A 15953-nucleotide genomic window follows, 5' to 3' on the forward strand; every position below is an offset into this window, starting at 1 on the left:
AATGTGATTTAGGTTTTTTTGCGTTCATTCCTTCTCGATTGATTAATATATCGGTTACCAAAGGGGTGTAGGATAATGAGTTATGAACAGCTAGGTAAAGACATCATTCAATCTGTCGGTGGAGAGAAAAATATTAACAACGTAATTCACTGTGCTACTCGACTAAGATTCACGCTTAATGATGAACAGAAAGTTGATAAAGAAAAGCTGGATAAAATGGAAGGGATTATTGGTGCAGTTAGCAAAGGGGGACAATTCCAAGTTATTGTGGGTACCCATGTTGCTGATGTTTATAAAGAGATAAGCAAATCCATATCCCCTAGTAGTAATTCTGGCGATAATACGGTTAAGAAACCTATAGGAACCCTGATTTTTGATGTGATTTCTAGAAGCTTCTCGCCTTTAATTGGTGCCTTAGCGGGTGCAGGTATGTTGAAAGCGCTGTTAACTGTACTGACTTCGTTAAATATTTTAGCGGCGGATGGAGAGACTTACAAAGTATTAGCCGGCGCTAGTAATGCTGTGTTTTACTTTCTGCCAATTTTCCTGGGCATTACGTTATCGATTAGACTTGGTGTAAATGCTTATGTAGGGGGCGCTATCGGTGCGGCTTTACTCGAACCTAATATTACGGGATTAGCTAGTGTTGAATCTCCACATTTCCTAGGTATTCCTTTAGTAATGTCGGATTATTCATCGAGCGTTTTTCCGATTTTCATCGCCATCTGTATATATGCTTTACTAGATAAGCAACTAAGAAAATTTATACACAAGGATTTACAATTGTTCTTGGTACCTATGTTATGTTTGATGTTGATTGTTCCTTTGACCATTTTGGTTTTCGGACCGTTTGGAGTAAATGTAGGGAACTTAATCGGAGACGCTATTGTGTTCCTCAGCAGTAAGAGTGGTATTATTACGGGTGCAATTGTGGGGATTTCCTGGACGTACCTGACCGTGCTCGGTTTGCACTGGGGACTCGTTCCGATTATTCTTGAAAACATTGCTAAGGGTGGAGATCCGATCTATGCAATGGCAGGTATGGCTATTTTCGCCCAACTTGGTGTAGCCTTAGGGATTTTCTTGAAAACAAAAGACAAAAAGTTGAAAACATTGGCCGGAAGTACCTTTTTACCTGGCGCGCTCTCAGGGGTAACTGAACCTATTATTTACGGATTGTTGACACGTTACAAACGGACTTTTATTTATGTATCTATTGCCGGTGGTCTAGGTGGAGCGATGTCAGGTCTTGCTGGTGTAAAAATGGAAGTATTCGCATTTGTGAGCGTATTAAGTCTTCCTGCATTCTCACCTTTGGCTATTCAAGCGATCATAGCTCTTGGGACGATTATATTGGCTACGGTGATTACGATGTTCTTTGGTTTTGAAGACAAAAAGAAAGCGAATGCTGTGGAAGAAATATCGAATGGTGTAGAAGAAAAGACGAATACTGAAAAGAGCGAAGTTATTCTCCCACACGCTGTGAAAAGTACAACTATTGTAAGTCCTCTAGCTGGTAACGTAATCCCTTTATCCTCAGTAGATGATGCTGCATTTGCTTCTGAAGCAATGGGCAAGGGGATGGCAATCGAACCTTCAGAAGGTAAGCTGTACTCCCCGGTAAGTGGGGTTGTATCCACCATTTTCAGAACAGGTCATTGTATTGCAGTCGTATCGGATGATGGCGTTGAAGTTCTGATCCATATCGGTATAGAAACTGTGAAGTTAAAAGGGAAATACTTTGATGTGAAAGTGGAAGAAGGAGCAACGGTTAAACAGGGGGATTTACTGATTGAATTTGATCTCGAACAAATAAAAAATGAAGGCTATCAAAGCACAACGCCAATCATTATTACCAATACAGCTAACTATAGTGATGTCATTGGCACCAAGAAAGCGGCCATCAAACCGGGCGAAGATTTGATGACTGTTGTAGTTTGATTTAGTGCAGGCCATAAGAATTAACACGAAATCGATCTCTTAGTATGGATGCTGAGAGGTCGATTTTTTATGAAAAACATTATAAAAATATAGCTAGTTGCGCATAATGGAAAGGATTGTTAGATGCTTGTCGATTAAATAAGTCCATGGTATGATTTTTATAAATTAATAATTGTGGATTGTTACTGGTCGTGCAGGCAAAACCCGAAGTTTAGCCATTTGTTAATGGTTACTTTTGGTTTTGCCTTTTTTAATTTCTGGTACAAGGGGTTGCCGTATGCGGATCGAAAAAGTGTTAAACAACAATGTTGTTACTGTCATAGATGATCTTAATTTTGAACTGGTAGTCATGGGAAGAGGACTTGCCTTTAAGAAAAAACAAGGGGACTATCTAGAAGAAGACAAAATTGAAAAGATCTTCACTTTAAGCAATCAAAAGCTTTCAGATAAGCTAAAAACACTGCTTTCTGAGATTCCAATAGAGCATATGGAGCTTTCAGAAGAGATTATCAATTTCGCCAAGCTGCATCTAGGTAAAATGCTGGATGATAGTATCTACATCAGTCTGACCGATCATATCAGCTTTGCGTTAGAGCGATTCTCAAAAGGGATGAAGATTAAAAACGCCATGCTTTGGGAGATCAAAAAGTTCTATAAGGAAGAATATGAGGTTGGGAAAGCTGCACTTCAAATTATTCATTCAAAGTTTGGCATTATGCTTCCCGAGGATGAAGCTGGACATATTGCTCTCCATCTGGTGAATGCTGAACTGAATGAAGAGATGCCGAATATGGTCAATATTACGAAGATTATGAATGACATCTTAAATATAGTGAAGCATCATTTTAGACTAGAGTATGATGAGGAGTCCCTCGCTTATTATCGGTTTATCACTCACTTGAAATTTTTTGCCCAACGTCTCATTAATGGCACTCCACCGCCGGATAATGAGAATGGCCTATTTAATTTAGTGAAGGAGCAATACAAAGAAGCTTTCGCCAGCGTTGAGAAAATAAAAATATATATTGATAAAACATACAATCGTGAATTAACAAATGATGAAATGCTGTATCTCACCATACACATTGAAAGAATTACAAACCAAAAAATGGAGTAGCAAACATCCTAATGATCAAGGAAGCCCTTGATTTATTAGGATTTTTTTTAGTAAAAAGTCCAGCTATATTAAATTTTAACTTTGACTTTCGGTGGAATCACGTATAAGATAACTATTATGTTATCTATGATAATCATTATCAATAGAATGATAACAATTATCATAGAATATAACTTCGAGCGTTATATACAGGGGGATAAAGAGAATGCACAAAAGGTTAATTAGTTTATTTATGGTTATTGCTATCATATTGGTAGTATCGGGCTGTGGTACTAACCAAAAGAATAATTCAACATCAAACACGGGAGCAAATGACAAACCAGCTTCTGAAAACGCAAGTAGTGAATCTACAAGCGGTCCGATCGTATTAAAAGATTCTAAAGGCGAGGTTAAGCTGGATAAGCCTGCGCAAAAGGTTGTAGTTCTGGAGTGGACATTTACGGAAGATATTATTGCGCTCGGAATGCAGCCGGTGGGGAATGCCGATAACGAAAATTACAAGTTATATGTAACTTCTGAAGTGCCACTCGATGCAAGCGTAACGGATGTTGGTTCACGTGATGAGCCGGATCTAGAGACCATTGCTTCATTAAAGCCAGATTTGATTATTGCGAATACGGGCGGACACGAAGGAATTTATGATCAATTAAAAGGCATCGCTCCAACACTGATTTTCGGTCTGTATCCGGAAGAAGGACAAGGCAATCAGTATACGTTGATGGAAGATACTTTCAAAACAATTGCAGCGGCTGTAGGTAAAACCGCGGAAGGCGATAAGGTTCTTGCTGACCTGGATGCACATTATGCGGAAGCGAAGGCAAAGCTGGCTGAAGCAGGTAAAGAAGGCTTGAATTACGTGCTGACGCAAGCTTACAGCTATCAGAATGCAGCAACATTGCGTCTCTTTACAGACAACTCACTGGCTGTTCAAACGTTGGATCGAATTGGTCTAAAGAACGACTGGAAACCCGAAAAATTCGAAGTTTACGGCTTCACTACATCAACAGTTGAAGCATTGCCGGCTGTTCAGGATACTAACCTGATGTATATCGTTCAGAAGGATGATAATATTTTCACGAAAGAACTGAAGGATAACTCCGTGTGGAACGGCCTTAACTTTGTGAAAGAAAATCGTACCTTCGGATTGAGCAGTACTACTTGGGTGTTTGGCGGTCCGATTTCCTCCAAAGTTATCGTGGATGAAGTAGTAAATACATTAACGAAATGAGTGCTTTTATGAACGGGAAGAGCAGCAAAGAAGCCTCAAGTGGAATGACTTGGCGAATCATTGGAATATTTGGGGGCGGCCTTGCCGTCCTCTTTGTTCTGTCCATTCTAAGCCTAGGTTTCGGCGAAGCCAAAATTCCTGCAGCTACGGTATTGGAGGGATTGCTAAATCGCCAGGATGTGATGGAACATAATCTGCTCTGGGATATCCGGATGCCGCGTACGGTAATTGGCCTGCTGGCTGGGGCCGCTCTAGCTGCGGCTGGAGCATTATTGCAAACGATAACGAAGAATCCGCTTGCTTCCTCAGATACATTGGGGATTAATGCTGGAGCTTATTTTATGGTTGTCCTAGGTATGGTTACTTTTCCAGCTTTGCAGCATGAGTTCCCATTTTTGCTTGCAGTAGCAGGGGGGCTGCTTGCTGCACTGGCTGCCTATTTGTTGAGTGGTGGTAAGGGGGCCACGCCTGTCCGATTAGCTTTGTCAGGTATGATCGTGTCTATGGTTCTCGGCGCGTTTACATCGGCCCTACATATTTTTAACAAGAACGAAACGCAAAACCTATTTTTATGGGGCTCAGGCTCACTGATTCAGCTAGATTGGGACGGTGTTAAGTATGCCTGGCCTTTTGTTATTCCATTGCTAATAGCAGCTATGCTCGCAGGTAGGCAGTTTGATGCGTTGGAGCTTGATGAGTCCACTGCTCGTTCACTCGGGCAACGTGTTGGATTGGCACGGGGGTTAGGTCTAGGTTTATCTGTATTGTTGGCTGCAGTCGTGGTCAGCGTGGTCGGTCCGATTGGATTTGTTGGTCTGGTGGCTCCTCATCTGGTTCGGCTTAGCGGTATTCGAAAGCATCACCTGCTCATTCCTGCAAGTGCGCTGTGGGGAGCACTGCTCATTACGGCAGCGGATACGCTTGCGCGTATGGTTCGTAGCAGTGTAGGTGAGATGCCAGTTGGGGCGGTTATGGCGATTATTGGAGCACCTTGGCTCATATGGCTGGTGCTAACCAAGATGAAAAATATATCGGGTTCAGGCTCAGGTCAGTCATCTATGAATATAGGTGGAACAGCGCTTCGGATGCGCTTTGTTCCGGCGGTGATAACCATGACCGTACTGCTCGTTGCGGTTATCCTTGTGAGTTTGTCACTTGGGGGAACGAGAATACCGATTAGTGAGCTACTGAGCAGTCTTATCCACAGCGGAGATGGATCTTATTCCGTCCTGCTGAATTTACGGCTTCCGCGTACACTCGTTGCGGCTGGAGGCGGTATCGCGCTTGCCATTAGCGGTGTCTTGATTCAAAGCGCTGTCCGAAATCCGCTGGCTGACGCCTCCATTATTGGTGTGACCTCGGGTGCTGGATTGGGGGCGTTAACCGTAATGGTCGCTTTTCCGGCATTGACGGTATTAGCAGTCCCTATTGCAGCAATTGCGGGTGGTGCTTTGGCTGCAGCTTTTGTGTTTGTTATGGCATGGCGTAGAGCCTTGAATCCATCTGTCCTTATCCTGCTTGGAATTGCAGTATCAGCAATTGCTTCTGCGGGAATACAGGTCATGATCGTCAAGGGCAGTTTATGGAGCAGCAGCTCCTTAATTTGGTTAACGGGTTCGACTTACGGACGAAGCTGGAATCAATTTAATAGCTTGTTTATCTTCCTGATTGTACTCGTTCCTTTTGCTTATTATTTAGGACGTAGATTCGATTTACTAGCATTTGGCGATGAGAGTTCAACAGGTCTGGGCTTACCCGTTCGCGGAACTCGGCTTTGGGCGATGATTATCGGTGTGATGCTTGCAGCGGGAGCCGTTGCAAGTGTAGGAACCATTGGGTTTCTCGGACTTATGGCGCCGCATGCTGTACGGATGATGATTGGGCATCACACGAGACGATCCATTGTTCTGTCAGGATTACTTGGTGGATTAATGCTTGTGATTGCGGATACGCTGGGAAGAACCATTATGGCACCGAAAGAAATCCCATCAGGCCTTATTATTATGTTGATCGGAGCTCCGTATTTCCTATTTTTAATGTATCGGTCTCAGGTTAGAAAGGTGTAAACCTTGGGGAGAGAGTGGAAATACTGCTCTCTCTTTTTTATTTCTCTGAGTGCTTAGCTCGTCTTTCATCATGGGGTGATGGGTGTCAAGATTATTTTTTTGTAACCTATAAATCATGAAACTTTTATATACTTAGAAGCGTCAAATGAGTAGGTAAAAAATGTATTCGTCATTCCAGGAGGGTGGATCTGTGAAGAAGTTATGGATTTCAATTTTAGTAGTTTTAGTAGTCATTCCGATGATGTTTCAATCCTCTGTGAAGGCTGCTACTCCGATCAGTATTATTATTGACGGGGTTCGATTGTCAACAGATCAAGCACCCGTGATGGTGAACGGGCGGACGATGGTGCCGCTGCGGGCTATTTTTGAAGCCTTTAATGCCACCATCAAGTGGAATCAAAAAGCACAAACTGTAACGGCAACTAAAGATGATACAACGATTATGTTAAAGATTGGCTCAAAGACAGCAACCATTAACAATAAGGCTGTAACGCTAGACGTGCCTGGTTTGAATCTGAAGGGCAGAACGATGGTTCCAACAAGATTCGTCAGTGAAGCACTGGGCCATGAAGTGGGCTGGAACCCCAAGACGCAGGTTGTAACGATAACGACTTCAGCCTCGAACGTTGGAAATGCTGGTCCAGTATCGAACGTAATAGCGCAGGATGTAAGTGATTTCGGGGATGGTCGTGATCTTCAGGTTAGCTTTACTCGAGCGGCAAATGAGTCACTAGTGGATCATTACCGTGTTCTAATTGTGAAATCAGGGAATATTCTCAACTTGTCTTCTGCACAAACGATAACTTCTTATAATTATTCTACTGTATTACCAACAGGTACGAATCCTTCGGTCAAGTTGACGTCTGGCACGAGGACTATCGATGGTGATTCAATTAAGAATAATCAAGCATATGTGGCGTATGTCTTGACGGTTGGCAAAGGAAGTAATACCAGTGCACTTTCTATTGGGTCCTCCTCTATAACACTAGTGAATAAGACTGTAACAGCAATAAATAATGTACAAGTAAATGATATAAGTGATTATGGGGATGGAAGAGATTTATCGGTCAGCTTCAATAAGCTGTCAGATGAGTCGAAGATAAGTTCTTATCGGATATTCGTTGTTAAAGGTAATAATTATTCGAATTTTAATTTAAGCACAGCCAATAATGTATCTAGTGCGAACAGCACGCTAGTCAGTAAGACAGGGAATAATATCACTCAAATTTTATCTTCAGCATCCAGAGATACAGACGGAGCACTTCTTAAAACAGGCGTAAGCTATAGAGTGTTTGTTATGGCGATTGATAACAGTAATGCAGCTAATAATGTATTGTCTTCTGTTTCCTCTGCAATAACACTGACCAACATAGGTGTCTCTAACTTAACTGTCAGCGACGTCAGCAACTATAATGATGGCCGAGATTTAAGGGTGTCATTTACTCATGCGACGGATGAAACCTATATCAGCCAGTACCGGATCATGGTGGTTCCAACGTCATATTACAGTAGCTTTAGTTTAGCCGAAGCCAATAATGTAACAAATGCCAACTATACAGCGGCTAGTACAAATGGTACTTCAACCAGCCTAACATTGAGCTCGTCAGCCAGAGATGTACGTGGAGCTTTGATAAAGAATGCAGTCAGCTATAAAGTATATATCTTATCTATTGGAAGCGGAAGTAATTCAGGAGGGAATGTTCTTTCGAATGCTTCATCAGTAATTACATTAATTTATGATTCCAGTGTGAGCACAGTCTTTAACTTGAGTGTCAGTGATGTTTATGATTATGGAGATGGCCGAGATTTGAGAGTGTCATTTACTCATGCAACGGACGAAACCTATATCAGTCAGTACCGAATTATGGTAGTTCCGACGTCATATTATGGCAGTTTTGATTTATACGCAGCTAATAATGTAGTAAGTGGCAACTATACAGCTGTTAGTACAAGTGGGTCTTCTACAAATCAGGTCTTGTATTCGTCAACTAGAGATGTTCTCGGTGATCTGATTAAGAGTGGTAGTAGCTATAGAGTGTATGTGTTATCTGTTGGAAGCGGAGGTTATTCGGATTCTAATGAGCTCTCTTCCGCTTCACCGATAATTACATTGTTTAATAATTCCAGCCTAAAGGCTGTTACAAACTTGAATGTTAGCGATGTTAAAGACTACGGCGACGGCCGGGATTTGCAGGTATCGTTTAACCACGCCACAGATGAAACTTACATCAACCAATACCGGATTATGGTGGTACCTACGTCTGATTACAGCAGCTTTAGCCTGTCTGATGCAAATAATGTATCCAGTGCTAATTACACCTCGGTAAGTACATCAGGCAGCAGTACCAGTCAAGTATTAGATTCTTCCGCCAGAGACGTACGTGGTAATTTAATAAAGGCTGGAATTAGTTATAAAGTGTATGTATTATCTGTCGGCAACGGAAATTATGCGGGTCCAAATGCAATTTCTGGGGAATCATCAGCCATTACGTTATCTACGAATAAAAGTCCGGTGATCTCTGTAACAAATGTAACGTATAGAGAGGACAATGGTAGAATCCTGATCAGTTTCGACAAATCCGCCAATGAGAGCAATATTTCGGAATACCGAGTATTGGTGGTTCCGTCTAAACAAGGGTTTGGTACGGCGGATGCTCTTGCGGTGAATTCCTCTTATTATTCGTCGGTAATCCCTAACGGGACGAATCCTTCAACATTCACTGCGACAAGGGATGTTAATGGCAATGCAATTGTTAAAGGTGTCAAATATAAGGTGTATGTTCTTGCTGTAGCCAATAATAGTGGTGTACAGAATGGTGGTCTTTCAAATTCAACAGAAGAGTTTGAAATATAACCGAAATAAAGTTATTGTAAACATTTCAAGTTGACACCCTGTGTGATTTATCATATTATAATTCGTATTGTTATAAGTAAATAAACCAAACTCTATCCAGTGGATGGAGTGGCGGAATTTTGTCAAAGATGTATTCTTTGGTTTCAGTCGCCCCTTGTCATTTAGATGACAAGGGGCTTTATTATGTGATTTGGACGGTTCAATAGGACGGTTCAACAGAAAGGAAAGAAGATTACGATGAATATGAAGTTACTCAAATATGCTTTACTAGTATTTATAGGAGCATGTAGTTATGGATCGCTGTCAACGATCGTCAAGCTTGGAATGAACGATGGATTTAGAATGCAGCAACTGGTCGGGTCGCAATACTTTTTTGGATGGTGTATGCTGCTCTTGTTAGTTGTATTATTTTCCCGGAAAAAACTCGGATTAAAGGTAGGTGCTTCGTTATTAGGCGCGGGGATTACCATTAGTATGACGGGGATTTTCTATGGGTTTGCCGTCGAACAATTACCTGCTTCGATTGCGATCGTTCTCTTATTCCAATTTACTTGGATTGGTGTGATTCTGGAGGCTGTTGTAGATAAAAAATGGCCTAGTCGAGAGAAAATAATTTCAATGGTTATTCTTTTGATAGGAACCATATTAGCTGGGGGGATTCTAGAACCTAGTGTAGGCGAAATGACTACGAGTGGTATTGTTTTCGGTTTGATGTCTGCGGTGTCGTTTGCCTTTTATATTTTTGTTAGTGGAAGAGTGGCTACTCAGGTACCTGCTGTGAATAAAAGCTTGTATATGACTACAAGTGCAATGGTTATTATTATGGTTGTTTTTTCCCCTTCCTTTATTTATGACGGAGCACTTACAGATGGACTTTGGAAGTATGGTCTTCCTTTAGGGTTGCTTGGTATAGTTATTCCTGTGCTTTTCTTTTCTATTGGTGTTCCGAAACTGGGATCAGGTCTGGGAACGATTCTTGGAGCGGCGGAGTTGCCGGCAGCTGTAGTAGCCTCCGTGTTAGTCCTGCAAGAAGAAGTATCCCTACTTCGCTGGGTTGGAATTTTCGTTGTTCTGATCGGAATTGCTGCACCACAAATCATACCGATGCGAACAGGGAAAAAGTCACCTAAACCTTCCTCCAAACCATCACTCCGTAAGGTAGAACTTTAAACTGTATACTAACATCGATGGTATGATCAGGTCCTTATAGGATGAGATCATCAATCGGTGTTTTTTTTTGCGAAAAAAGATTGGTGTTAATTTTTCTGGTATGGCGAATCATTGTCTATTATATAGTGGTGCTATTCTATTTAATGGAGATGACCACTGATGAACAGAAATGGCTATGACTATTTTAAGTCTTTGCACGATCAAGAAAATCCGCTAATGCTATATAACTGCTGGGATGTAGCTTCGGCTAAAGCGATAGAAAAAGCCGGTTCAAAGGCTATAGCCACAAGCAGCTTCGCTATGGCGGATGCATGGGGGTATTCGGATGGTGAACAGCTCTCATTTGAGCAGCTACTGTGGGCTGTTACGAGAATAGCAGAACATGTATCTGTGCCATTGACGGTAGATATTGAAGGTGGGTATGCTGTAAATGAAGAGTCCTTAGCCAATAACATAGAACAATTATTCCAGCTAGACATCTGTGGGATTAATTTTGAGGATCAAAAGGTGAATCATCCGGACGATGAATTATGGGCAATCGAGGAACAAAGTCATCGTATTCGAACTATACAGCAAGTGGCAGCCAAACTTCAGAAGAAGGTGTTTATTAACGCCAGAACCGATCTCTTTTTCAAAAATGGGAAGCATTCTTTGGATTTAGTGAATGAAGCAATTGAGCGTACCTGTGCTTACGCTGCTGCTGGAGCGGATGGAATTTTTATACCGGGACTCACCGATCGAAACTTGATTGAATATTTTGTGCAGCAGTCACCACTGCCTGTAAATGTTATGGTGATGGATGGTATGATTTCAAATGCTGAATTGCAGGAGCTTGGCGTAAAAAGAATTAGCTATGGTCCATATAGTTACTTTCAAGCACAGCATAATCTTCAAGAAGATGCTCGGGCCATTCTGCAGCTACCTGCACATTATTTAGAAATGAGCTAACGACACTATGATCACGAATAAACAGCAAATCGATAAATATTATGAGATGTTAGTCGAAAAAAACTCCAATTATGAAGGTGTATTTTTTGTCGGCGTAAAAACAACAGGTATTATGTGCAGGCCAACTTGCCCCGCTAAAAAGCCTTATAAAGAAAATTGTGAGTTTTTCGCAACAGCCAAAGAAGCTTTGTTAGCGTCTTATAGACCTTGTAAAAGATGCCAGCCTTTGTCTAATCCCACGAAAATGTCCTTAGAAGTAAAGCTTCTTGTCGAAGCTATTGAGCGTAATCCGGAAAGAAAATGGACCGATAAAGATTTTGATGAGCTGTCGATAAGTGCAAATACAGCACGCCGGCAATTTAAGAAGCAATTTGGGATGACCTTTATTGAATATGCACGTTCCAGACGTTTAGGGCTGGCATTCAAACATATCAGGAATGGGGATTCTATCATAAACGTACAACTGGACAGCGGGTATGATTCGAGTAATGGGTTTAGGGATGCTTTTTCAAGAACGATGGGAACGGTCCCGAATCACTCCAAGCAGATTAAAGTGCTGTACTGTACCTGGATAGAAACGATATTAGGGTCTATGCTTGCGATCTCAGATGAAGAGTGCCTTTTACTGCTGGAATTTGTGGATCGAAAGGGACTTGAAAACGAAATTAAGAAATTACGTACTCGCTTGAATGCAACTGTTTTGCCTGAAAAAGTACCGGTGCTAGAGCAAATTGAAGAGGAATTAACTCTTTATTTCGCAGGGCAACTTACGGTGTTTAAATCACCGATTCGTTATTTAGGCTCTGATTTTCAGCAAAAGGTATGGAATGAACTTCGAAGAATTCCTGTAGGCCAGACGGTCTCTTACAAGGAGCTTGCAGAGAATATAAACAACCCTTCGGCTTGTCGAGCTGTAGCCAGAGCTAATGGAGCGAATCAATTATCGATCTTGGTTCCGTGTCATCGCGTGATTAATAGTAATGGTGAATTAGGGGGCTACGGCGGCGGCATTGCAAGAAAAGAATGGTTAATCAATCACGAGAACAACCTTAGTTCGAAGGTAGCTTATTAACTAAAAACATACTGAACTCGATGTGTCTGAAAGTCTGGATACGTCGTTTTTTTATGCTTTTACCAGATTTAAAAGTACTGTTTTAAGCAAAAGAAGGGAAAATTATGAATTCACAACAATATCCAATTGTGTTAGCATAATATATATTTTCATAAGAAAGCGAGCCTTATCTTAGGAGATTGGAGTGAACATCATGCTGAAGGTTCTGATCGTGGATGATGAGCCCTGGGTGCTTGAAGGGCTGAGAACGATGATTAACTGGGAAAAATATGGCTTTGAAGTGTGCGCGGAAGCCCATAATGGCTCAGAAGCATTGAGACTTATACAAGAATATAAACCGGAACTGGTCCTAACGGACATTAATATGCCGGTTATTAACGGTCTCGAGCTTATCGCAAAATTGAATGAAGTGATGACAAAGCCTCCGAAATTTGTGGTATTGACTGGGTATGATGACTTTAAATATGCACGTACGGCATTGCAGCAACGAGTGAATGACTATTTATTAAAACCTATTGATGATGAAGAAATAGAGTCCTTATTAAGCAGGATTACGCCTATGATCCAAAATGAAATCGCTTCCAATGAGGAGCTTGATAAGAAGCAATTCTTTGTCGTAAATAATATCGTCAACCGCCTAATACAAGGCGAGTATAACGAAAATTTAGAGCTTCTAACCCAGAGCACGTTGAAGCTTCAAGCGAATGCAGAGATAATGTGTATTCTTATCGAACCAGCCATGTCCATCAATCCATTGCATTCACGGATCGTCGACTATTTTCCCAAGGAATGTACCCGTTTCTTTCAGGATCGGTCGGGAAGAACAGGGATCATTCTTGAGTCTGCTTCTATTGGGAATGAGAGTCTGGACGCTATCGTCAACCAGATTCGTTCGGATATCGCTGAACATTTACATGAACCGGTACTCCTGGCGATTAGCACTAGAATGGTAGGCATATGTTCGATTCGAGAAATCTATATGCAAGCACTTGATGTATGGAAACGAAAGACACATCAGCAGAAGAGGGGGATCTTTTATTATAGCGAGCTTAGGGTTCTAAAGAAGAAGGAACACCATAAGGATCACTTCAAACAGCTGCTGGATAAGGTCCTGGCAAATGATTTAGAACAGATACAACCTTGTGTAAAAGAAGCGTTCGCCTCTTTCGTAGAGAATCTGTTGACGATTGAAATCGTGCAAGCCCAAGTGGCTCATTTGGAGCTTACAATTTGTACACTTATAGCTCAAATGAATGGTACTCCAAATACGATGATGATAAAGATTCAGCAAGAATATGGAAATTTAGGGGAATTAAATGATTATTTTGCATTAAGCCGCTATGTTCAAAGTCTATGTATGCTGGCGACGGTCTATCTATCTGAATTAGAGCAGCAGAATGAACAAAATACGATTTACAAGGTGATTCAGTGTGTGGATCGTGAATTTCGGAATAAATTGAAGCTTCAGGATTTAGCACGGCAATTTCATATCAATTCTACCTATTTGGGACAGCTATTCAGGAAACAAACGGGGCAGGGCTTTAGTGAATATTTAAATGCCAAAAGGATTGAGGAAGCCAAAAGTCTGCTTAAGCGAACGCAGCTGAAAATATCGGATATTGCGGTGCAGGTGGGATTCTCAAACACAGACTATTTTATTGATAAGTTCAAGCTGATTGTAGGGGTAGTCCCATCGGTTTATAAAAATGAAAATAAAAACTAATAGCTCTAGGGGAAGCAAGGTGTTTCGTATGGAGAGAAAAAAATTTAGATTTAGAAAAGTAGTGAATGACATTCCACTGAACTATAAATTTTCCCTCATTTACGTTATAGGCGTTCTACTCCCTATTATTATTATTAACCTTGTTTTCTTGGATCGGATTTCCGATTTGATCAAATCCAGAGAACAGCAAAACTTAGAAATCTCTTTAGAGAGGGCCAGAAAGGATATTCAAGATTTCATTGAGGGTGGAGTAGCAGTTAGTTATACGCTGTCCTCGGATAAGAATCTGTATGAATTGCTAGAGCGGAGGTATGGGAACTTGATTGAATTTTATGACACCTTCGACGAACAGCTTCGAGATCGGATGAACAGTTATATGCCAGTTAACAATCAACTTGAACGAATTACTGTATTTACGAATAATGACTCCATAGTTTCCGGTAGTAACTATCAGGTCATCACGGACAAGGTAAGGGAGAGTGAGTGGTATAAGCAGTTCAGTGCTGCGAATAAACATATGTTTCTTGCTGCTTATCAAATGAGCGCAGCGCCTAATGTGGCTTCTAATGCCCCGTATTTAAGTGTAATTGAGCGAATGGATGTATACAGCTCACTGAATACCTATGAGAAGCTGCTTAGAATTGACCTGGATCTCAGTAAAATATATGACATTATAATTAGAGAAAAGGATTATTTGAGTCTTTACCTGGTTAACGGGCAGGATGAAATCATTATGTCTGCTCAGAGCGGGTATCAGAGGGGTACGAAGGATCCTTATCCTGTGTTCGAGCTTCAGGATGATGAGCACAAGGAAGACATACATATTGTACCCGTTGGCGGGGCTAGTTATATAAAAAGCTGGCGAATTATAGGGGTTACGCAAGGGGAGCGTATTGCTCAGGCGATTATGGAGATTCGAATTTATGCGGGTATTTTGGCGTCCATTGTCACCTTGCTCACAACCGCCTTTTTATATGTGATGTTAAGATCGTACAATTATCGGGTGAAACGGTTGTCTAGGCATATGCAGAAAGTAACGAATGAGAAATTCGATCTGATTCAAATCGATGAAGGACAAGATGAGATTGGTGACTTGATTCACAACTTTAATAGAATGACCACTAAAATTAATTCTCTAATTAACGATGTATACAAACTAGAGATTCAAAAGAATAACCTGGAGATGGAAAGAGTAAGGGCTGAACTGAATTTTTTGCAAAGTCAGATGAATCCCCATTTTCTCTTCAATACTTTAAATGCCATTTTAGTGGTCTGTACCAAAAATAATTATTCGGACGTTACAGACATCATTAAGAGTTTATCCAAGTTGCTCAGAAGACTACTTAGCTGGAAAGAAGATCTCGTTACATTGGAAGAAGAAATGACGTTCATTGAGATGTATCTGAAAATAGAAAAATTCCGGTTCAGAGATAAATTTGACTATCAATTTGAGATCGATGAGCAGTCGCTGCAATATAAAATTCCAAAGCTAAGCATGCAGCCGTTAGTAGAAAATTCCTGTAAGCATGGTCTGCAGGCCATAGAAGGACTCGGTATCATTAAAGTAAAGACGGAAATCGAGGATGGTCGTTTGCAAGTTACGATTTCAGATAACGGCAAAGGGATCGAACCAAGCCAGCTTAAAGAAATTTTATTTAATGTTCAAAATGAAGAAGCCTCCTCAGGAACGAATATCGGAATCCGCAACGTGTATCGCAGACTGGAACTATATTATGAAGATCAGGTTCGCTTTGAAATCAGCAGTGTCCCGAATGAAGGGACTGTTGTCACGTTTGGCATTCCGCTAAAGCTCCTGGAACGAAAAAATAGCTAG

The 15953-nt window shown here is 41.2% G+C and carries 10 protein-coding genes; all 10 read left to right on the forward strand.

From position 1 onward, the window contains the following. Window positions 1-75 precede the first annotated feature (75 nt). The 10 genes from MKX60_RS08370 (at window position 76) to MKX60_RS08415 (ending at window position 15953) form a co-directional block, all read left to right on the forward strand. Entirely contained in the window at window positions 76-1941 is a 1866-nt protein-coding gene (locus MKX60_RS08370; protein WP_076285304.1) for a beta-glucoside-specific PTS transporter subunit IIABC, read from the forward strand. 277 nt (window positions 1942-2218) lie between these two features. Then, complete coding sequence (gene licT, locus MKX60_RS08375; protein ID WP_076285303.1) at window positions 2219-3058, forward strand: BglG family transcription antiterminator LicT; 840 nt, start codon at window positions 2219-2221, stop codon at window positions 3056-3058. A gap of 205 nt (window positions 3059-3263) precedes the next feature. After that, window positions 3264-4286 carry an ABC transporter substrate-binding protein gene (locus MKX60_RS08380; RefSeq protein WP_076300386.1) on the forward strand — a complete coding sequence of 341 codons (1023 nt, stop codon included), beginning with the start codon at window positions 3264-3266 and terminating at the stop codon, window positions 4284-4286. An 8-nt stretch (window positions 4287-4294) separates the two neighbouring features. Further along, window positions 4295-6352, forward strand: coding sequence for an iron ABC transporter permease (locus tag MKX60_RS08385; protein ID WP_076285335.1), 2058 nt, complete (start codon window positions 4295-4297; stop codon window positions 6350-6352). A gap of 190 nt (window positions 6353-6542) precedes the next feature. Continuing rightward, window positions 6543-9206 carry a copper amine oxidase N-terminal domain-containing protein gene (locus MKX60_RS08390; protein ID WP_076285301.1) on the forward strand — a complete coding sequence of 888 codons (2664 nt, stop codon included), beginning with the start codon at window positions 6543-6545 and terminating at the stop codon, window positions 9204-9206. Between the two features lie 243 nt (window positions 9207-9449). Continuing rightward, window positions 9450-10376: an EamA family transporter gene (locus MKX60_RS08395; RefSeq protein WP_341060283.1), complete on the forward strand. Its 927-nt coding sequence runs from the start codon at window positions 9450-9452 to the stop codon at window positions 10374-10376. Between the two features lie 159 nt (window positions 10377-10535). Continuing rightward, a complete protein-coding gene (locus MKX60_RS08400; protein ID WP_341059507.1) occupies window positions 10536-11324 on the forward strand; it encodes an isocitrate lyase/PEP mutase family protein in 789 nt (262 codons plus the stop codon). A gap of 7 nt (window positions 11325-11331) precedes the next feature. Then, window positions 11332-12396 (forward strand): bifunctional transcriptional activator/DNA repair enzyme AdaA, encoded by a 1065-nt coding sequence (locus tag MKX60_RS08405; RefSeq protein ID WP_341059508.1) that lies wholly within the window; start codon window positions 11332-11334, stop codon window positions 12394-12396. A 193-nt stretch (window positions 12397-12589) separates the two neighbouring features. Next, window positions 12590-14119 carry a response regulator gene (locus MKX60_RS08410; RefSeq protein WP_341060284.1) on the forward strand — a complete coding sequence of 510 codons (1530 nt, stop codon included), beginning with the start codon at window positions 12590-12592 and terminating at the stop codon, window positions 14117-14119. 28 nt (window positions 14120-14147) lie between these two features. Next, entirely contained in the window at window positions 14148-15953 is a 1806-nt protein-coding gene (locus tag MKX60_RS08415) for a sensor histidine kinase (protein WP_076285332.1), read from the forward strand.

It is taken from the genome of Paenibacillus sp. FSL R5-0914, assembly GCF_038004525.1.
Taxonomy (GTDB): domain Bacteria; phylum Bacillota; class Bacilli; order Paenibacillales; family Paenibacillaceae; genus Paenibacillus_AQ.

Coding starts and splice junctions, on each gene's coding strand:
- MKX60_RS08400 (WP_341059507.1), top strand. CDS start 10,536: ATGAACAGAAATGGCTATGACTATTTTAAGTCTTTGCACGATCAAGAA.
- MKX60_RS08370 (WP_076285304.1), top strand. CDS start 76: ATGAGTTATGAACAGCTAGGTAAAGACATCATTCAATCTGTCGGTGGA.
- MKX60_RS08410 (WP_341060284.1), top strand. CDS start 12,590: ATGCTGAAGGTTCTGATCGTGGATGATGAGCCCTGGGTGCTTGAAGGG.
- MKX60_RS08405 (WP_341059508.1), top strand. CDS start 11,332: ATGATCACGAATAAACAGCAAATCGATAAATATTATGAGATGTTAGTC.
- MKX60_RS08385 (WP_076285335.1), top strand. CDS start 4,295: ATGAACGGGAAGAGCAGCAAAGAAGCCTCAAGTGGAATGACTTGGCGA.
- licT (WP_076285303.1), top strand. CDS start 2,219: ATGCGGATCGAAAAAGTGTTAAACAACAATGTTGTTACTGTCATAGAT.
- MKX60_RS08395 (WP_341060283.1), top strand. CDS start 9,450: ATGAAGTTACTCAAATATGCTTTACTAGTATTTATAGGAGCATGTAGT.
- MKX60_RS08380 (WP_076300386.1), top strand. CDS start 3,264: ATGCACAAAAGGTTAATTAGTTTATTTATGGTTATTGCTATCATATTG.
- MKX60_RS08415 (WP_076285332.1), top strand. CDS start 14,148: ATGGAGAGAAAAAAATTTAGATTTAGAAAAGTAGTGAATGACATTCCA.